General features: G+C 63.5%; 11 protein-coding genes and 1 pseudogene. 10 read left to right on the top strand and 2 right to left on the bottom strand.

What is annotated here, in order from left to right; all coding sequences use genetic code 11:
* Window positions 1-51: 51 nt before the first annotated feature.
* The 10 genes from hutI (at window position 52) to NLY43_RS04595 (ending at window position 20434) form a co-directional block, all read left to right on the top strand.
* A complete protein-coding gene (gene hutI / locus NLY43_RS04640) occupies window positions 52-1308 on the top strand; it encodes an imidazolonepropionase (protein WP_502882152.1) in 1257 nt (418 codons plus the stop codon).
* The gene (hutH, locus tag NLY43_RS04635) at window positions 1305-2843 is read left to right on the top strand and encodes a histidine ammonia-lyase (RefSeq protein ID WP_023711612.1); all 1539 of its coding nucleotides are present in this window, start codon (window positions 1305-1307) and stop codon (window positions 2841-2843) included. The genes hutI and hutH overlap by 4 nt, the downstream gene beginning before the upstream one ends.
* Before the next feature lies 1 nt (window position 2844).
* Window positions 2845-3657, top strand: coding sequence for an N-formylglutamate deformylase (gene hutG, locus NLY43_RS04630; RefSeq protein ID WP_023711611.1), 813 nt, complete (start codon window positions 2845-2847; stop codon window positions 3655-3657).
* A 28-nt stretch (window positions 3658-3685) separates the two neighbouring features.
* Complete coding sequence (gene hutU, locus NLY43_RS04625; RefSeq protein ID WP_023705777.1) at window positions 3686-5356, top strand: urocanate hydratase; 1671 nt, start codon at window positions 3686-3688, stop codon at window positions 5354-5356.
* Between the two features lie 12 nt (window positions 5357-5368).
* Window positions 5369-5947: a HutD/Ves family protein gene (locus NLY43_RS04620; RefSeq protein ID WP_023711610.1), complete on the top strand. Its 579-nt coding sequence runs from the start codon at window positions 5369-5371 to the stop codon at window positions 5945-5947.
* A gap of 313 nt (window positions 5948-6260) precedes the next feature.
* Window positions 6261-14840, top strand: coding sequence for a glycoside hydrolase family 94 protein (locus NLY43_RS04615; RefSeq protein WP_023723488.1), 8580 nt, complete (start codon window positions 6261-6263; stop codon window positions 14838-14840).
* A 343-nt stretch (window positions 14841-15183) separates the two neighbouring features.
* Entirely contained in the window at window positions 15184-16956 is a 1773-nt protein-coding gene (locus NLY43_RS04610; RefSeq protein ID WP_023672897.1) for a glucan ABC transporter ATP-binding protein/ permease, read from the top strand.
* Window positions 16957-17129: 173 nt separating this feature from the next.
* Window positions 17130-17882: a heme ABC transporter permease gene (locus tag NLY43_RS04605; RefSeq protein WP_023672896.1), complete on the top strand. Its 753-nt coding sequence runs from the start codon at window positions 17130-17132 to the stop codon at window positions 17880-17882.
* A gap of 201 nt (window positions 17883-18083) precedes the next feature.
* Entirely contained in the window at window positions 18084-18767 is a 684-nt protein-coding gene (locus NLY43_RS04600) for an outer membrane protein (protein WP_023672895.1), read from the top strand.
* A gap of 77 nt (window positions 18768-18844) precedes the next feature.
* The gene (locus NLY43_RS04595) at window positions 18845-20434 is read left to right on the top strand and encodes a tetratricopeptide repeat-containing sulfotransferase family protein (RefSeq protein ID WP_023711608.1); all 1590 of its coding nucleotides are present in this window, start codon (window positions 18845-18847) and stop codon (window positions 20432-20434) included.
* A 47-nt stretch (window positions 20435-20481) separates the two neighbouring features.
* Here the strand turns inward: NLY43_RS04595 and NLY43_RS04590 are convergent, their stop codons facing one another.
* The gene (locus NLY43_RS04590) at window positions 20482-20778 is read right to left on the bottom strand and encodes an addiction module antidote protein (RefSeq protein WP_023672893.1); all 297 of its coding nucleotides are present in this window, start codon (window positions 20776-20778) and stop codon (window positions 20482-20484) included.
* Window positions 20771-21075 (bottom strand): annotated as a pseudogene (locus NLY43_RS04585) (type II toxin-antitoxin system RelE/ParE family toxin). The gene NLY43_RS04590 and the pseudogene NLY43_RS04585 overlap by 8 nt, the downstream one beginning before the upstream one ends.
* Window positions 21076-21133: the final 58 nt, after the last annotated feature.

Here is a 21133-nt window from a genome sequence, read left to right as displayed (position 1 = left end):
GCGTTTCGATATGTATATACATAATCGCCATTCAAGCAACGGAAAAAGATGATGGCGGACAAAAGCCGGGCAGGGGGCCTTCAGCTTTGGCGCAATGCGCGCCTGGCAACCATGGCCGACGGCGTTGCCGGACTGGGCATCGTCGAAAAGGGCGCGATCATCGCCCGTGACGGCGTCATCGTCTATGCCGGTCCGGAAGCCGAGATGCCGTCAGCGTTGGCTCAGGGCAGCGAGACTACCGATTGCGAAGGCCGCTGGATTACGCCCGGCCTGATCGACTGCCACACCCATCTCATCCATGCCGGCAACCGTGCCAACGAGTTCGAGATGCGGCTGGCCGGCGCCACCTATGAAGAGGTCGCCAGAGCCGGCGGTGGCATCGTCTCGACGGTCAAAGCCACGCGTGCAGCGCACGAGGATGAATTGGTCAGACAGAGCCTGCCGCGCCTCGACGCTTTGATTGCCGAGGGCGTGACGACCGTCGAAATCAAGTCGGGCTACGGCCTTAGCCATATGCATGAGAGATGGTCGCTACGTGCGGCGCGGCGGCTGGGCACAATGCGGGATGTGTCCGTGGTCACCACTTTTCTCGGCGCACACACACTACCGCAGAATCTGGGCGATCTTTCCGTGCCGTCGGAGCCCTATCGCGACAAGGACGAATACATCGACAATATCGTCGACAATATTCTGCCCGCCATCGCCGTCGAGGGCCTGGCGGATGCCGTTGATGGGTTCTGCGAAGGCATTGCCTTCTCGCCGGAGCAAATCGCCCGCGTGTTCGACAAGGCCAAGGCGCTTGGCCTGCCGGTAAAGCTCCATGCCGACCAGCTGTCCAATTTGCATGGCGCCGAACTCGCCGCCCGCTATGGTGCGCTGTCGGCAGACCATCTCGAATACACCGATGAAGCAGGTGCCGCAGCCATGGCCAAGGCCGGCACCGTGGCGACGATCCTACCCGGCGCCTACTATTTCATCCGCGAAACCAGGAAGCCGCCGATCGGCCTGTTTCGCCAGCACGGCGTCAAGATGGCGGTCGCCACCGACAACAATCCCGGGACGTCGCCGCTGACCTCGCTGTTGCTGACCATGAACATGGCCGCGACGCTTTTCGGCCTGACCGTCGAGGAATGCCTGGCCGGCACCACTCGCGAGGCTGCCCGCGCGCTGGGATTGTTCGGCGAGACCGGCACGCTGGAGGCAGGAAAATCCGCCGACCTGGCGATCTGGGACGTCGAGCGTCCGGCCGAACTCGTCTACCGCATGGGCTTCAACCCGCTCCATGCCCGCATCTGGAGAGGACAATGACCGAACTTAACCTGAAGCCCGGCAATGCGACGCTGGCCGACTGGCGCGCTATCTATCGCGGCGCCGTGCCGAAGCTCGACGCCTCCTGCCGTCCGAAGATCAAGGCCAGCGCCGAGGCAGTCGCCCGCATCGTCGCCAAGGGCGAGCCGGTCTATGGTATCAATACCGGCTTCGGCAAACTGGCCAGCGTCCGCATTCCGGCCGAGGATCTAGAGGCCTTGCAGCGCAACATCGTTTTGTCGCATGCCGCCGGCGTCGGCGAGCCGATGCCGGTCGCTGTGGTTCGGTTGATGATGGCGCTGAAGCTCGCCAGCCTGGCGCAGGGCGCGTCGGGCGTGCGGCCGCAAACGATCGAGTTGCTGGAAGCGATGCTGGCCAACGACGTCATCCCCGTCGTGCCGGCGCAAGGCTCGGTTGGCGCCTCCGGCGATCTCGCGCCGCTGTCGCACATGACGGCAGTGATGATCGGCGTTGGCGAATGCTTTACCCCGCATGGCCGCTTCCCGGCCAAGGTCGCTTTCGTCTCGCACGGCCTGGAGCCGGTGACGCTTGGCGCCAAGGAAGGCCTGGCGCTGCTCAACGGCACGCAGTTCTCCACCGCCTATGCGTTGGCCGCTCTCTTCGAGGCCGAAGTGCTTTACCAGTCGGCGCTGGTCGCCGGCGCGCTGTCGACCGACGCCGCCAAGGGTTCGGACGCGCCCTTCGATCCGCGCATCCATCTCCTCAGAAAACATCCCGGCCAGATCGAGACGGCGGAAGCGCTGCGCAACCTGATGGCCGGCAGCGCCATTCGTGAATCTCACCGCGTCGGCGACGAGCGCGTGCAGGATCCGTACTGCCTGCGCTGCCAGCCGCAGGTGATGGGTGCTGCACTCAGCGTGCTGCGCCAGGCTGCCGATACGCTCGGCACCGAGGCCAATGGCGTCACCGACAATCCGCTGATCTTCGCCGAGGACGATACTGCGCTTTCAGGCGGCAATTTCCACGCCGAGCCCGTGGCTTTCGCTGCCGACATGATCGCGCTTGCCGTCTGCGAGATCGGCTCGCTGTCGGAGCGCCGCATCGCCATGCTGGTAGACCCCGCGCTGTCCGGCATGCCGGCCTTCCTGACGCCGAAGCCCGGCCTGAACTCCGGCTTCATGATCCCGCAGGTGACGGCGGCGGCGCTCGTCTCTGAGAACAAGCAGAAGGCCTATCCGGCAAGTGTCGATTCCATCCCGACCTCGGCCAACCAGGAAGACCATGTATCGATGGCCGCACACGGCGCTCGCCGGCTGATCGGCATGATCGAAAACGCCACGGCCGTCATCGGCATCGAACTCTTGGCCGCCGCGCAGGGCTGCGATTTCCATGCGCCGCTGGCGTCGAGTGCAGCTCTGGAAGCTGTTCGCAAGCTGGTCCGCGCCGAGGTGCCGCATCTCGACAATGACCGGCATTTCCACCCTGACATGGAAAAAGCCATCGCCATGGTGCGCAGCGGCGCTGCCATCAAGGCTGCGAGCGCGGTGACATTGCCTTCGATCTCGGGAGTCTGACATGACCGACTGGCTGACAGTGACCGAAGGCACGGCACCCCTGTTGGTGTCGATCCCGCACACGGGTATCGATCTCGCCGGCATCGACAATCGGCTGGTCTCGCCCTGGCTCGGCCGCCGCGATTGCGACTGGTGGATCGACAATCTCTACGATTTTGCCGCCGGCCTTGGCGCGACTGTCGTGCACACGTCGATCTCGCGCACCGTCATCGACGTCAACCGCGATCCCTCCGGCGCCTCGCTCTATCCCGGGCAGACGACAACGACGCTATGCCCGACCGAGACCTTCGACGGCGATCCGCTGTATCTGCCCGGCGCGGAACCGACGCCGTCGGAGATAGACCAGCGCCGCATAGCGTATTTCGTGCCCTACCATGAAATGCTGGCGGCCCAGGCCGTCAGGCTGCGCGGCCTGCATGAGAAGGTCGTCATTTACGATTGCCACTCGATCCGTTCGGTGCTGCCGCGGCTGTTCTATGGCACGCTGCCGGTGTTCAATCTCGGCACCAATGACGGCCAGACCGCGGACCCAATGCTTCAGGCGCTGGTCGGCCAGATCATGGCCGAAAGCGGTGAAAGCAATGTCATCAACGGTCGTTTCAAGGGCGGCTGGATCACCCGCTATTTCGGCAATCCGCAAGCCGGCTACCATGCGCTGCAGATGGAACTTGCCGATCGCGGCTATTTGCGCGAGCCCGAGGGCAAGGGCGAACCGGACAATTGGCCGGTGCCTTATGATGCCGAGTTCGCCGCGCCGATGCGCGCCACACTGACGAAAATCCTCCAATCCGCCATTGACTGGGCCGGGCGCTGAGACGCCGCCTTACTCCAAAGGGACAATGATGAACAATCCTCGCCACAACATCCGCGAAGTGCGCGCGCCCCGCGGCGACAAGCTCAACGCCAAATACTGGACGACCGAAGCGCCGCTGCGCATGCTGATGAACAACCTCGATCCCGATGTCGCCGAAAACCCCAATGAGCTCGTCGTCTATGGCGGCATCGGCCGGGCCGCGCGCACCTGGAACGATTTCGACAGCATCGTCGCCTCGTTGAAGACCCTCAATGAAGACGAGACGCTGCTGGTCCAGTCCGGCAAGCCGGTCGGCGTCTTCCGGACGCACACCGATGCGCCGCGCGTGCTGATCGCCAACTCCAACATCGTGCCGCATTGGGCGACCTGGGACAAATTCAACGAACTCGATAAAAAAGGCCTGATGATGTACGGCCAGATGACGGCCGGCTCCTGGATCTATATCGGCACGCAAGGCATCGTGCAGGGCACCTACGAGACCTTCGTCGAGGCCGGCCGCCAGCACTACAATGGCAACCTTACGGGCAAATGGATCCTGACCGGCGGCCTCGGCGGCATGGGCGGCGCCCAGCCGCTTGCCGCCGTCATGGCCGGCGCCTGCTGCCTCGCCATCGAATGCAATCCGGACTCGATCGATTTCCGGCTGCGCACCCGCTATGTCGACGAGAAGGCCGAGACGCTCGACGAAGCGATGGAAATGATCGAGCGCTGGACCAAGGCCGGCGAGGCGAAGTCGGTCGGCCTGCTCGGCAATGCGGCCGACATCGTGCCGGAAATGTTCAAGCGGGGCATCCGCCCCGACATGGTCACCGACCAGACCTCGGCGCATGACCCGATTAACGGCTATCTGCCCAAGGGCTGGACGATGGCTGAGTGGCGCGAGAAGCGCGTCTCCGATCCCAAGGCTGTCGAGAAGGCCGCCCGCGCCTCAATGCGCGAGCATGTCGAGGCGATGGTCGCGTTCTGGAATGCCGGCGTGCCGACGCTCGACTATGGCAACAACATCCGCCAGGTCGCCAAGGACGAAGGCTTCGAGAACGCCTTTGCTTTCCCGGGTTTCGTGCCGGCCTATATAAGGCCGCTGTTCTGCCGTGGCATCGGCCCGTTCCGCTGGGCTGCTCTTTCGGGCGATCCCGAGGATATCTACAAGACGGACGCCAAGGTGCGCGAACTCACCCCCGGCAACACCCATCTGCACAACTGGCTGGACATGGCACGTGAGCGCATCGCCTTTCAGGGCCTGCCGGCGCGCATCTGCTGGGTCGGCCTCGGCGACCGCCACAGGCTGGGGCTCGCCTTCAACGAGATGGTGGCCAGGGGCGAACTCAAGGCGCCCGTCGTCATCGGCCGCGACCACCTCGATTCCGGCTCGGTGGCTTCGCCCAACCGCGAGACGGAAGCGATGAAGGACGGCTCCGACGCCGTCTCCGACTGGCCGCTGCTCAATGCGTTGCTCAACACCGCGTCGGGCGCAACCTGGGTGTCGCTGCATCATGGCGGTGGCGTCGGCATGGGCTTCTCGCAGCATGCCGGCATGGTCATCGTCGCCGACGGCACGCCGGACGCCGCAAGGCGCCTGCAGCGCGTGTTGTGGAACGATCCGGCGACAGGCGTCATGCGCCACGCCGATGCCGGCTACGACATCGCCATCGAGTGCGCGAAGGAGCACCAGCTCAATCTGCCCGGTATTTTAGGCTGATTGGCTTAAATGATGCGCATCCTACGGGCCGCCGACTACCGGGTCATGCCGTGGAAGAATGGCGGCGGCACGACCACCGAGATCGCCGTCTCGCCGGACGGCGCCGGCCTGGACGATTTCGACTGGCGCGTTTCGATGGCGCGAGTCGAGGATAGCGGGCCGTTCTCGGGCTTTGCCGGCGTCGACCGCACGCTGGCCGTGCTGGAAGGCGAGGGCATCGTCCTCGACATTGCTGGCCGGCGGCCGGCCGAAGTGACGGCGGCTTCCGCCCCGCTGTCCTTCCCGGCCGATGTGCCGACCTCGGCGGCGCTGATCTCCGGTCCGATCACCGACCTCAACGTCATGACCCGCCGCGGGCGGGCCATGCACACGGTCGAGCGCCTGGTGATCTCGGTTCCGACCGATATCCGGCCGACCAGCGCTATGACCCTGATCCTGCCGTTCGACGGTGAGGTCGGCGTGACCGGCGCGACATCGTCGCGCCTCGGACCTCGCGACACGCTGTTGCTCGGACCGCAGGCCGCGAAACTGCGGCTTGAACCGGTGCGGCCGACGATCGTGTTCGTCGTCCGGATAGCCAGCCTGGGCTAGCCGCACCGCCAGCACAACGATTAACGCCTGTTGCCAAACATGATCGCACGCCGGAGAAATCTGGCGTAAGCTGTTGTCTGGATCACGAAAAAGCCCGAATCCTTCCGTCGTTCCAAGGCGGACGGGAGGGCAGGGGTGCTCGTCCTTAAGTTGTCGAAAGCCCCACTTAAAATATCGAAGGGATAACGCCTCTGGCGTGGTGCGAAGCAAAACTTTCGGCCAGTGTAATCATGCAACCAATTGCATTTGAATCGGTTTTAGGGACATTGCCGTGGCGGTGGCGCCGCATCGCGTCCCCCATGCGGAATTTTCAATGAATATCCAGACAAATCCTGCCCATATCGAAAAGTCCAGCGCCGGCTTCCCGGTCATCACCGAAGAGCCGATACGCTCCAATTTCCTGCCCGAAGAGCGGCTGCGCGCGCTGGGCGAAAGCCTTGCCAAGGGCGACATCAAGGACCTGTTCGGCCTGACGCCGTTCGATTTCCAGGCCCGCATCCGCGACAGCGCCAAGAAAATCCTCGAAGTCTACCGCTCGACCAATGCCGCCCAGGCCAAGGGCGAAACCATCACGCCTGCCGCGCAATGGCTGCTCGACAACAATTATCTCGTCGAGGAGACCATTTTTCAGGTCAAGCGCGACCTGCCGCGCCGTTTCTACCGGCAGTTGCCGACCCTGGAAGTGGCCGATCGCGCCGCGGTGCCGCGCGCGCTGGCCCTGGCCTGGAGCTATGTCGCCCATTCCGACAGTTCGGTTTCGGCGACCATGTTCAAATCCATCGTCGAGGGTTTTCAGTCGGTCGAGCCGCTCAAGATCGGCGAGCTCTGGGCGCTGCCGTCGCTGCTGCGCTTCGTTTTGATCGAGAATCTGCGCCGCATCGCCGTGCGCGTCGACCGCACCAGGCAGATGCGCCATATCGCCAACGAGGTCGCCGACCGCGTGCTGGCGACCGACGACAATGCAGACCGCCGGAAGATCCTGTCGGGCTACGGCGCGCATGCGCAGGACACCACCTTCGCCACCCAGTTGCTCTACCGCCTGCGCGACGGCTCGCAGAATGCCGGCAGGGCGCTGGAATGGCTGGAGGTCGAGCTCGAGAAAACCGGCTCCGACGCCGAGGAATTCATCATTTCCGAGCATCGCACGCTGTCCAGCGGCAATGTCACCACCGGCAACATCATCCGCGGCCTGCGCCTCATCAACGACGTCGACTGGACGGTGTGGTTCGAGGGCGTCAGCCGCATCGACACGCTGTTGCGCGAGCGCACCGATTTCGCCGCGCTCGATTTCTTTTCGCGCGACCAGTACCGCACGTCGATCGAGCAACTGGCGCGCCGTTCCGACCTGTCCGAATTCCGTGTCGCCGAAAAGGCCATCGAGCTGGCCAGCCATGTTCCCGGGGTCACCGATGCCTCCGGCGTGCCGGATGCATCAGCCGATCCGGCCATGCATACCGATGTCGGCTTCTTCCTGGTCGGCCCGCGCCGGCCGGATCTGGAAAAGGCGATCGGCTATCGGCCGCCCTTCCATGTGACCTTCAAGCGCGCCTTCACCGCCACGGGCTGGCTCGGCATCGTTGTGCCGGTCTTCCTGCTGACGGTGCTACTGCTGGTTGTCTCCGGCAATGCGCTTGCCCATCTCGGCCTGTCGGTGGAATCCATCACGCTGATGCTGGCGCTGTTTGCGGTGCCTGCCAGCGAAGGCGCGCTCGCCTTCTTCAACACCGTTGTTTCACTGTTCCTGAAGCCGACGCGGCTCGTCGGCTATGATTACAAGCACGGCATTCCGGCGGCATCACGCACCTTGGTCGTGGTGCCGTCGCTGATCGGCTCGCGCGATGATGTCGAGGAAAACATCCGCAACATCGAGGTGCATCACCTCGCCAACACGGCCGAAGAAATCCATTTCGCGCTGCTGTCCGACTGGCCGGATTCCAAGACCGAGATCGACGCCGCCGACATCGAGATCCTGCAATATGCGCGCGACGAGATCGCCAGGCTCAATGCCCGTTATCCCTCGGAAGGCGCGCCGCGTTTCTATATCCTGCATCGCCGCCGGCTCTACAACCAGGCGCAGGGCGCCTGGATGGGCTGGGAGCGCAAGCGCGGCAAGCTGCATGAGCTGAACCTTCTCTTGCGCGGCGACAGCGACACCACCTTCCTGCCGCTCGACGTGCCGCTGCCGGAAAAGGTCGTCTATGTCATGACGCTCGACGCCGACACGCGCACCACGCGCGACGCCGTGTCGTCACTGGTCGGCAAGCTCGCCCATCCGCTCAACCGCCCGCATTTTGACGCGACAAAGCGCGTCGTTACCGCCGGCTACACCATTCTGCAGCCGCGCATCACAGCCTCGCTCACCAGCGGCGACGACGCTTCTTTCTTCCAGCGCGTCTTCTCGTCCAACAGCGGTCTCGATCCTTACGTCTTTGCCGTCTCGGATCTCTACCAGGACGTCTTCAGCGACGGCTCCTTCACCGGCAAGGGCCTTTATCACGTCGACGCTTTCGAGGCGGCGCTGCAGGGCCGCATCGAGGAAAACACCGTCCTCAGCCACGATCTGCTCGAAGGTGCGCTGGCGCGCGCAGCACTTGTCACCGACGTCGAACTGGTCGAGGACTATCCTACCCGCTACTCGGTCGACGCCTCGCGCCACCACCGCTGGGCGCGCGGCGACTGGCAGCTGCTGCGCTTCATCTTCTCGCCGCGTTCCGGCGTGCCGGCGCTGTCGCGCTGGAAGATGGTCGACAATCTGCGCCGCTCGCTGACCCCGATCTTCTGGGTGATGGCGGCGATCGCCGGCTGGACGCTGCTGCCCTTCACGCAGGCCGCGCAGTGGCAGGCGCTGCTGATCCTGTCGCTGTTCATGGCGCCGACCTTCGATGTCGTCAACGCCATCCTGCCCAAGAGCGGCGACCAGACGCCGCGCGGCCATTTCTCCGCACTGGCGCACGACACCGTCTTCGGCACGGCCCTTGTGGCGCTGAAAGTGCTGTTGATGGCGCACAATGCCTGGATGATGGGCGACGCCATCGTGCGCACGCTCTACCGCCTGTTCGTCAGCCGCCAGAACCTGCTGGAATGGCGCACCGCGTCGCAGGCGCACAAGGGCGGCGACAACGATATCGGCTCCTATTACAGCATGATGTATGGCGCCGTGATCATCGGCGTCGTCGGTCTCGCTATCCCCGTGCTGGCCGATTCCACCGGTGCCTTCGTCGCCTTCTTCTTCGCTCTGTTCTGGATCGGTTCGCCGGCGGTTGCCTGCTGGATCAGCCGCTCGGCCGAGACCGAGGACCGCCTGCGCATATCGCAAGCCGACATCCACGCGCTGCGCACCGTGGCGCGCCGCACCTGGCATTATTTCGAAACCTTCGTCACGGCCGAGCACCACAATCTGCCGCCCGACAATTTCCAGGAAAGCCCGGCGCCGGTTGTGGCGCCGCGGACGTCGCCGACCAATATCGGCGTCTACCTGCTGTCGGTGGTGTCGGCACGCGATTTCGGCTGGATTGCGCTCTCCGACGCCATCACTCGCATCGACGCCACGATGACGACCATCGAGAGCATGCCGCGCAACCGCGGCCACCTCTTCAACTGGTACGACACCACGACGCTCAAGCCGCTCTATCCGCTCTACATCTCGGCCGTCGACAGCGGCAATCTGGCCGGACATCTGGTCGCGGTGGCGGCGGCCTGTGCCGAGTGGGCGGAAGCCCCGTCCGTTCACCTGCAGGGCGATTTCGAAGGCGTCCTCGACACGGTGAGTATCCTCGACGAGAGCCTCGAGGAATTGCCTGACGACCGCCGGCAACTGCGGCCGTTGCGCCAGCGTCTGGCCGATCGCCTCGATGGCATGCGGCGCGCCGTCATGACCATCAAGGCGCAGCCGGAGATGGCCTCGATCCGCACCATTAACCTGGCCGTGCTTGCCGGCGAGATCCGCAAGCTCGCCACCGCCATCCACACCGAGGCCGGATCGCAGCGCAGCGACATTATCGCCGACTGGGCGGCACGGCTGGAAGCGACCTGCGAGGCGCATGTGCATGACTCGCACAGCGACGAAAACGCCGTCGAAGCCTTGCGCGCCAAGCTGCTGGCGCTGCGCGAACGCTGCCGCCGCTATGCCTTCGAGATGGATTTCTCTTTCCTGATGCGTCAGGAGCGCAAACTGCTCTCGATCGGCTACCGGGTCGAGGAGCACCAGCTCGATGAGAGCTGCTACGATCTGCTCGCCTCCGAGGCGCGGCTGACCAGCCTGTTCGCCATCGCCAAGGGTGACCTGCCGACGGAGCATTGGTTCCGGCTTGGAAGGCCGATCGTCGAGATCGGCTTCCAGGGTGCGCTGATGTCCTGGTCGGGCTCGATGTTCGAGTATCTGATGCCGCCACTGGTGATGAAGGAACCGCAGGGCTCGATCCTCAACCAGACCAGCAAGCTGATCATCAAGCGTCAGATCCAGTACGCGCGTTCGAAGAACGTGCCCTGGGGCATTTCGGAAGCGGCCTACAATGCCCGCGACCGCGAACTGACCTACCAGTATACCAATTTCGGCGTGCCCGGACTTGGCCTCAAGCGCGGCCTTGGCCAGAACACGGTGATCGCCCCTTACGCCACGATCCTCGCGGCGCAGTTCACACCGCGCGAATCCGTCCAGAATCTGGCTAGGCTGCGCTCCATCGGCGCTCTCGGCCGGCATGGCTTTTACGACGCCGTCGACTTCACGCCGCAGCGCGTGCCGGAAGGCACCGACCACGCTGTTGTCCTGAACTACATGGCGCATCACTCCGGCATGTCGATCGCCGCCGTTGCCGACGCCATCTTCGAGGGCCGGCTGCGCGACCGCTTCCACAGCGATCCGGTGATCGAGTCTGCCGAACTCCTGCTGCAGGAGAGGGCGCCGCGCGACATCCCGACCGCCACGGTCAGGACCGAAGCCGACGAGCGCTCGAAGGACGAGACCGAGGTCGAGAGCCCGGATTCGCGCATCGTCCTCGACCCGCTGAGGGCGTTGCGCGCCACCAGCGTCATGTCCAATGGCCGCTACTCCGTCATGGTCTCGGCCACCGGTTCCGGTTACAGCCGCTGGGGCGAACTCGCCGTCACCCGTTGGCAGCCCGACCCGACCGAAGACCGGCTCGGCTCCTACATCTTCCTGCGCGACGCCGGCAGCGGCGACTGGTGGTCGGCCACCGCGGAGCCGAAGCAGGCGACCGGCGAGAGAGTGCAGACGCTGTTTTCCGACGACAAGGCGAGCTTCGTCAAAACAGTGGGCTCGCTGCGTTCGGAGGTCGAATGCATCGTCATCTCGGAAGGCAATGGCGAGGGACGGCGCGTCACGCTCTACAACGACGGCGCCACTGACCGGCATATCGAGGTGACCTCCTTTGCCGAGCTGGTGCTGGGCAACGAAGCCTCCGACAATGCCCATCCTGCGTTCTCGAAAATGTTTATCGAGACCGAGATCGCTGCCAATAACGGCGCCATCTTTGCCACCAGGCGCAAGCGCGAGAAGAACGAGCCTGACGTCACCATGGTGCATTTCGTCACCGATCCGTCCGGGTCGGCGCGCGATGCCGAGGCCGAAACCGACCGCCGTGCCTTCATCGGCCGTGGCCGTACCATCGCGGAAGCGGCGGCCTTCGATCCCGGCGCCAAGCTTGGCGGTCACCACGGCTTCACCCTCGATCCGGTAGCGGCCCTGCGCCGCCAGGTGCGGGTGCCGGCCAACAAGAAGATATCGCTGACCTTCTGGACCGCCGTCGGCGCCAACCGCGCCGAACTGGACGAGGCCATCGCCAGGCTCGACCATCCCGAAAGTTTTGCTCGCCAGGCGATGCTTGCCTGGACGCGTTCGCAGGTGCAGACCCGCCATCTTGGTCTCAGCCTGACCGACGCCGCCAACGTGCAGAAGCTGGCGCGCTTCCTGATCTATCCCGATCCGTTCCTGCGCCTGCCCGGCGAATCCATCGCTTCGGGGCTGGGCAAGCAGTCCAGCCTGTGGCCGACCAGCATTTCGGGCGATTTCCCGATCTTCCTGGTCCGCATCGGCGACGTGGCCGACCTCGAAATTGTCGCCCAGGCGCTGCGCTTCCAGGAGTATATGCGCGCCCGCGGCATGATGATCGACTTCGTGGTCGTCAACGAGCAGGCATCGTCCTATGTCCAGGACCTGCAGCGCGCGGTCGAAACGCTGTGCGAAAACAGCCGCCTGCGCGGCAAGGAACTCGGGCCGCGCCAGCACATCTTCGCCGTGCGCCGCGACCTGATGGACGAGGCGACGTACAAGACGCTGCTGGCGGTTGCCCGCGTGGTTCTGCACACGCGCAACGGCACCATCTTCGACCAGATCGAACGCGCCGAGGCGGCAGCCTTGCAAGCACGCGATGGCCTGCAGCCGGCGGCCCCCGCGTCACTGCGCGAGCCGTCTCTGCCGGTGCCGGCGGCGCCTGCATACCATGCCGCGTCCGACAGCAGCGCCGACGGCAGCGGCCTCAGCCAGTGGAACGGCTTCGGCGGTTTCGAAGGCGATGGCCGTCACTATGTCACGCGTCTCACCGGCCGGCGCACGACTCCGCAGCCCTGGATCAACGTCGTCTCGAACGCCTCGTTCGGATTCCATGTCTCGGCCGAAGGCGCTGCCTTCACCTGGAGCCGCAACAGCCGCGATTACCAACTGACGCCATGGTCGAACGATCCGGTCACCAACCGGCCGGGCGAGGGCATCTACATCTACGATCAGGCCAGCGGCAAGGCATTCTCGCCGCTGGCTGCCGTGGTCCGCGATCCCTCGATGACCTATGAGACATGGCACGGCCAGGGCTTCTCGACCTTCCGATCCAAACGCGGCCCGCTGTCAATGGATCTGACGCACGTCGTCGATCCCGTCGATCCAGTGAAGATCACGCGGCTGCGCATCCAGAACTCGGGCTCGGCGCCGGCGCGGCTGCGCATCTATGCCTATGCCGAATGGGTTCTCGGCAGCCATCGCTCGAGCACGGCTGCGACCATCATCCCGTCCAGGGATCCAGCGACCGGCGCGCTTCTGGCGCAAAACCCCTACGGTCTCGATTTCGGCGACCGGGTGGCCTTCCTGGCCGCCACCGGTCCGGTGCATTCGGTGACAGCCGATCGTGGCGAGTTCATCGGCAGGCAGGGCACCAGCGCCTTCCCGCATACTGTCGTCAGCGGCGCCGGCCTGTCGGGCCGCGTCGAGGCCGGCGACGATCCGTGCGCAGCTGTCGCCAGCGACATCGACATCCCTGCCGGCGGCGACGTCACGCTGGTCTGGCTGCTTGGCGACGCCGCTACATCAGCCGAAGCGAGCGCGTTGGTGCAGACCCATTCGGGCAAGGATTTCGACCAGCGGCTGGCCGATAATGAACGCGTCTGGCGCGGCTTCCTCGACACCATCCAGGTCGAGACGCCCGACAAGGCGCTCGACGCCATGGTCAATCACTGGCTGCCCTATCAGAGCCTGGCCTGCCGCATCCGCGCCCGCTCGGCCTTTTATCAGGCAAGCGGCGCCTTCGGCTTCCGCGACCAGCTACAGGACACGCTGGCCCTGCTTGCGCATGATCCGAAACTGGCGCGCAACCAGATCCTCAATGCGGCGCGCCGGCAGTTCCCCGAAGGCGACGTCCAGCATTGGTGGTTGCCGCGCACCGACGCCGGCGTGCGCACTATGATCTCCGACGATGTGGTCTGGCTGGCGCATGCCACCAATCGCTACATCGAGGTGACCGGCGATACAGGGATCCTGAAGGAGCAGCTGCCTTTCATCGACGGGCAGGTGTTGGGCGAGGGCGAGCACGACGCCTTCTTCACGCCGGAAATCTCCAAGACGAGCGCTTCGCTTTACGACCATTGCGCGCGCGCGCTCGACCTTGCGGTCAAGCGCAGCAGCCCGGCCGGGCTGCCGCTGATCCTCGGCGGCGACTGGAACGACGGCATGAACCGCGTCGGCGAAGCCGGCAAGGGGGAGAGTGTCTGGCTCGGCTGGTTCCTTTTGAAGACGCTGGGCGACTTTACCACCGTGGCCAAGGGGCAGGGCGACACCAAGCGGGCGCAGGCCTGGACAAAACACGCCGATGTGCTGAAGCGGGCGCTGGAAAGCACCGCCTGGGACGGCCAGTGGTATCGCCGCGGCAGCTACGATGACGGCACGCCGCTTGGCTCGCACAATTCGGACGAGTGCAAGATCGACTCCATCGCGCAGTCGTGGAGCGTGCTCTCCGGCGAGGGCGACCCCGCGCGCTCGACCACGGCGATGCAGCAGGCGACGAACCTGCTGGTCGACGACAAGCTCAAGATCGTCAAACTGTTTACCCCGGCCTTCCAGAACACGAGAAAGGACCCTGGTTACATCAAGAGTTATCCGCCGGGCGTGCGCGAGAACGGCGGCCAGTACACCCATGCGGCGACCTGGTTCGTGATCGCGCTCGCCGAAATGGGCCGCACCGACGATGCCTATCGCTGCTTCTCGATGCTGAACCCGGTCAACCATGCGCTCGACGATGCATCGGCCGAGCATTATCGCGTCGAGCCGTACGTCGTCGCCGCCGACATCTATTCCGGTGAGGACAAGGGCGGTCGCGGCGGCTGGACCTGGTATACGGGCTCAGCGGGATGGCTCTACCGTGCTGCGGTCGAAGGCATTCTGGGCATTGAGCGGCGGGGCAAGCAGATCACGTTCCGGCCGAAACTGCCCAGCCATTGGGACGGCTATTCTGCCACGCTGAAGATGCTGGGGTCGGAGATCAAGGTTCGCGTCATCCGCGACAAAAAGGCCAAATCAATCTCGCTCGAAGTCAATGGAACCAAGACAAAATCTTCCGGTTTTCAGCCGAAAGCCGGCGACAAGACCGAGGTGGTCGTCAAGATACCCTCGTAAAATCAAAGGCTTCAGGTTATTGACGCGCGCCTTTCGAGGCGCGCGTTTTCTACTTCGGCATGCTCCTGACGCAGAACGGCGTGCCTTCCCGATAACGGCGGTCCAAGCGTGCAGTGACTAAAAATGTGGCAGCGCCAGCTGCTGCCATGATTTTGCCGCAAGACTGACATTTCACCTTTTATCTCAAACCGTTAGGTGATCACGGCAGATTTCGCAACGTCGTCATCTTTTGTTCGCAGAATGGGAACGGAAGAGGTAGACGGGCATTGTTTTGCGACCCGTTAACCGGTACGTGTCAAGAAATGGTGCGGTGCACAATAATGTTTTGGGCGGAGTAGCTGAAGTGTCACTTCTGCAAATCTACTGGAGAGCGCTGGGTTATCTCGCAGCCGACAGGAAGCGCGTTGCGTTTATCTGCGGTGCGAATGTCGCGCTCGCCATTATCGCCATCCTCGAGCCGATCATGTTCGGCCGGGTAATCGACGCCATCTCCGATAAGGGTTCGGTGTTTTCGACGCTGGCGCTGTGGGCCGGTCTCGGCGCCTTTAACATCGTCGCCTTCGTGCTGGTGGCGCGCGGCGCCGACCGTTTTGCCCACAAGCGGCGCAGCGAGGTGCTGTGCCAGTCGTTCGAGCGCGTGATCACCATGCCGCTCGCCTGGCACCACCAGCGCGGCACCTCCAACGCGCTGCACACGCTGCTGCGCGCCGTCGAGACGCTGTTCAGCCTGTGGCTTGAATTCATGCGCCAGCATCTGTCGACGGCGGTTGCGCTGGCTCTGCTGATTCCGACCGCGATAAGCATGGATCTTCGCATGTCGCTGGTGCTAATGGCGCTGGGCGTTCTCTATGTCGGCATCGGCCGGCTTGTGATGAAGCGCACCAAGGCGGGCCAGGCCGCGGTCGAGCGCCACTACCATCAGGTCTTCGCGCATGTGACCGACTCGGTCAGCAATGTCGCCGTGCTGCAGAGCTACAACCGTCTCGGTCACGAGGCCGATACGCTGCGCCGCTATGTCAAGAACCTGCTCGACGCGCAGAACCCGGTGCTCGACTGGTGGGCGATGGCCAATGCGTTGCACCGCCTGTCGTCGACCATTTCGATGATGGTTGTGCTTTTGATCGGCGCCTATCTGGTCACCCATGGCCAGCTCAAGATCGGCGACGTCATCGCCTTCACCGGCTTTGCCACGCTGCTGATTGCCCGCCTCGACCAGATGTCGGCTTTCGCCAACCAGATTTCGGAAGCCCGCGCCAAGCTCGAGGACTTCTATCACCTCGAGGATTCGGCCGCCGACTCCGCCGAGCCGGACGGCTTGCGCGACCTCACCAACGTCACCGGCCACGTCCGCTTCGAGAATGTCGGCTTCGAGTTTGCCAATTCGAGGCAGGGCGTCGACGACGTCTCCTTCGAGGTCCAGGCCGGGCAGACGGTTGCCATCGTCGGCCCGACCGGCGCCGGCAAGACGACGCTGATCAACCTCTTGCAGCGCGTCTTCTCGCCGTCTCATGGCCGTATCCTGATCGACGGCATCGACACCCGCACGGTGACCCGCAAGTCGCTGCGTCATTCGATCGCCACCGTCTTCCAGGATGCCGGCCTGCTCAACCGCTCGATCGAGGACAACATCCGCGTCGGTCGTGCCGAGGCGACTTATGACGAGGTTCACGCCGCCGCCAATGCGGCTGCCGCGCAGGATTTTATCCTTGCCAAGAGCGCCGGCTATGACACCGTCGTTGGCGAGCGCGGCGGCCAGCTTTCGGGCGGCGAGCGTCAGCGCATCGCCATTGCCCGCGCCGTGCTCAAGGACGCACCGATTCTGGTGCTCGACGAGGCGACCAGCGCGCTCGATGTCGAGACCGAGGACCGCGTCAAGGAAGCCATCGACGAACTGAGGCGCAACCGCACCACCTTCATCATCGCCCACCGCCTGACCACCGTCCGCGACGCCGACCTGGTCGTGTTCATGGACAAGGGCAAGGTGGTCGAGATGGGCGGCTTCGCCGAACTGTCGCTGCGCAATGGCCGTTTCGCCAGCCTGCTGCGCGCCGGCGGTCTGCTCAACGACGAGGAAGTCCGCCGTCTCAGCCGCACGGTGAATATCGAAGCGGCGTAGCTTTTTTACCTCCCCCTTGTGGGGAGGTCGGACCCGTAGGGTCCGGGTGGGGGTAGTGCCCCACCACCCCCACCCCGCTGCTTCGCAGCGACCCTCCCCACGAGGGGGAGGGTAAATAAGACTGCGACACTCCCTCGATTGCCCCGAACGCGCCGCCGGTCTATCTAGACCTTATGAGCGACACCTCCTCACGCCTCGCCGGCTGGACCGACCTCGCCAACCCGACGCGCTTTGTCGGGCTGGCCGACAGGCTGGTGCCGTGGCTGGCGTCGATCGCCGCGATCCTGCTCGCCATCGGTCTCTATATGAGCTTTGCCGCGCCTGAGGATTTCCAGCAAGGCATCACGGTGCGCATCATGTATATCCACGTGCCTTTCGCCTGGCTCGCCATGATGTGCTACACGGTGATGGCGGTCGCCGCGCTCGGTACGCTGGTCTGGCGCCATCCCTTGGCCGATGTCGCCCTGAAATCGGCAGCCCCGATCGGCGCCACCTTCACCGCGCTTGCGCTGGTCACCGGCTCCATCTGGGGCAAGCCGATGTGGGGCACCTGGTGGGTCTGGGACGCGCGTCTGACCTCGGTCTTCATCCTCTTTCTTATGTATCTCGGCATCATCGCGCTGACGCGTGCGCTCGACGACGCCAGCCGTGCCGCCTGGGCCGCCGCCATCATCACGCTCGTCGGCTTCATCAATATCCCGATCATCAAATTCTCGGTCGACTGGTGGAACACGCTGCACCAGCCGGCCTCGGTGTTCCGGCTCGGCGGACCGACGATCGATCCCAGCCTGCTATGGCCGCTGCTGGTGATGGCGCTCGGCTTCACCGTGCTGTTCTTCGCGCTGCACCTGACGGTGATGCGCACCGAGATCCGCCGCCGGCGGGTGATCTCCATGCGCAGGGTGGCGGCAAGGCAGGCCGACTAGCGCGATCTCAAACGGAAGGGACAGCCATGCGCCTGCCGCCAGAAACATTAGCATGTGCTGCTATGTTGCGGTGCGGCAACAAGAATTCTCAAAAGATCGTTCCCGACCTCGCTTTGCTCCTTGATCTCGTTTGCGTTCTTGACAGCTCGGCCGCCAAGCAAGAGTGATATTAGTCACTAGTTGTTGCGAGGGGATTCGACGATGAAACTGTGCCTGCTGGCTGGCGTTTCGACATTTGCATTGGCGCTTGGCTGGAGTTCGGCCTACGCCGCAGACGCGCTTGTCGACGTGCCGAGGGCGGAGGATCTCTGGTACGTCACGCTCTTCGGCGGCGCCAGCTTTGCCAACAATGTGAAGACGGACTACGATAGTGGTCGGTATTCCGTGGATCTTGACAGTGGGTTCGTGATCGGCGGCGCTGTCGGTCGGCGGATCAACGACACGTTCCGCGTGGAAGGCGAACTGTCCTACGCGCGCTACAAGGCAAGCGAGTACAGCTTCAGCTTCCCTCCTGCCGACCAAGGTTCCGGCCCAGCTTCCGGCAATCTGTCGGCCACCTATCTTCTCGCCAACGTCTGGGCCGATGTTGCGCATTTTGGTGATGCCAAACTCTATGTCGGCGGCGGTCTCGGCGCGGCCTATGTTACCGCCGATACTCATTTTGATGGCCACGCCTATGGATACGGGCCTGGCGGCTGGGGTTTCGCCGGCCAGGTGGGCGCCGGTGTTACCTACGCGGTAACGCAGAATGTCGACCTCGATTTCGGTTACCGCTTCAAGGCCGTGACAAGCGTGGATCTAGACGACAATGATGGCGGCGGCACATACGAGAACGCCAAATTGTACTCCCACAATCTCCAGCTTGGCGTTACCCTGAAGTTCTGATTGGTTCGTCGCAGGTCGCGACCGGGATCTGACGGATGCCGCTCTTGCCACGCCGGCAACCCCTGGGTCTGCCGGCAATGATCTCAGCCTCGCTGCCGACCGCCGGTGAGCCGGCGGAAAAGACATTGCAGCGCGGCATCGACCTGCAACGGCGCAAGCGTTTTCGCGAGGCCGAGTTCTGCTACCAGACGGTGCTTCGCACGCAGCCCAAAAATGCCATGGCGCTGAACCTGATGGGCACGCTCGCCATCGAGGCCGAGCATCATGACGCCGCCATTGCCTATATGGAAAGGGCGGTCAAGCTCGAACCGGACAACGCCATCTTCCGCAACAATCTCGGCAATGCCTACAATGTCACCGGCAACGTCGACAAGGCGCGCAGACATCTGAGAAAGGCGATCGAGCTCGACGGAGGGCTCATCGAAGCGCTGTGCAATCTCGGCCGCTCCTATCGTAGCCAGCTCGAGGGCGACATTGCCGAAGGGTTCTATCGCCAGGCGCTGGCTATCGACGGCCAGTCGGTGATGGCACTTGCCGGTATGGGCGATTTGCTCACCGACATTGGCCGGCCGGCCGAGGCGGTCGAATGCTTCAGCAAGGCCCTTGCCATCGACCCGGGCCATGTCGAGGCGCTGGCTGGAATGGCGCTTGCGCGCCGGGCGGTCAAGGACGATCCGACGTTGCCTTTGGTGCTGAAACGCCTGGAATTGCCGACAGCCACCGATCGCGAGCGGGTAGTGCTGCACCACGCCGCCGGCAAGATGCTCAACGATCAGCGCGAGTATGGCCCGGCCATCCGCCATTTCGCGAGGGCCAAGGCGATTTCCGGCAATGATTTCGACATCGACCGGCACACCCAGCTTTACGACAGCTTCATCGACACTTTCGACGCTGGCTTCTTCAAGACGCGAGCCAGTTTGGGAAATCCATCCAGGCGCCCGGTCTTCATCGTCGGCATGCCCCGGTCGGGAACGACGCTGACCGAGCAGATATGCGCCAGCCATCGCGATATCTATGGCGCCGGCGAGTTGTCGACCATTCGTTCACTTGCCGGCGAACTTGGGTTCGACAAGCTCGACCCAGCCATTTTCACCAAGGGCATGGCGGCGCTCACTGCGGCCAAGGCCAAGGAGCTTGGATCGAAGTATCTCGACGATCTCAGCAGACGCAACAGCAAGGCGCGGCTTGTCGTCGACAAGATGCCGCATAATTTCGAGCTGCTGGCCTTCATCAGCCTGATCTTGCCGAACGCCCGCATCATCCATTGCCGGCGTGACCCGATGGACAATTGCGCGTCCTGTTTCATGCATAATTTTTCCGAGGCGCACGGCTATAATGCCGATCTTACCAAGCTTGGGCAGTATTACCGGCAGTATGACCGCCTGATGCGCCATTGGACCAAGGTCATCCCGCTGAATATCCACGACATGCCCTACGAAGAAACGGTCGCCGATTTCGAAAATCGCGCCCGTGGATTGATCGGATTCCTCGGCATCGAGTGGGACGATGCCTGCCTGCGTTTCAACGAGACCGAGCGCACCGTGCGGACGCCGAGCCGCTGGCAGGTGCGCCAGCCGATCTATTCATCCTCGGTCGAGCGCTGGAAGCTGTATGGCGACGCGCTGGATCCGCTGAAGGCGGCGCTGGGTCCGGTTTATCCGTCCTGATTTCAGTTGGCCCGAACAACCTCGCGCTCGACGCGCGCTGGCGTAGATTAGACCTGAGTTGCATCGTGCTTTGGGGCCAAATGAAAGCCGAATGCTTTCATGACCGCCAGTGTGGTTTCCAGCGTAGGATTACCGTTTTCGCTGAGCGAGGTATAAAGATGCTCGCGAGCCAAGCCGGTCTTTCTGGCAATGTTGCTCATCCCCTTGGCGCGGGCAACGACACCGAGGGCGGACGCGACGAATTTGGCGTCTCCGGTTTCCATTGCCTCTGCCAGAAACGCCTCGATTGCCGTATCGGAATCGAGCATTTCGGCGGGATCGAAATCATAGATTTTTTCAACCATTGTCGTCACTCCATTCTACGGCCAGGCGCTTTGCTGTCCGTATGTCGGTTTCTTGTGAACTTTTATCCCCGCCGCACAGGAGCAGGATGACCGTTTCACCGCGCTTATGAAATAAACGCGATAGCCGGGCCCATAGTGAATGCGCAATTCACTGATGCCTTCACCCACTGGGGCCACGTCGCCGGGATTTCCTACAATCAAACATTGCAGCCGAACGGCAATTGCCGCCTTGGCTCTTCCGTCTTTCAGCTTTTGGTGCCACCTCCGAAAGGTGGCTGTCTGCTTCAGGATTGCCATGGTGGCTAGTAAGTTATAAATTACAATTCGTCAATGTCGAAATAGGGCGAGCCTCCAA

It is taken from the genome of Mesorhizobium sp. C416B, assembly GCF_030323165.1.
In the GTDB taxonomy this organism is placed as follows: Bacteria; Pseudomonadota; Alphaproteobacteria; order Rhizobiales; family Rhizobiaceae; genus Mesorhizobium.
This window is presented reverse-complemented; position numbering and strand designations above follow the sequence as displayed.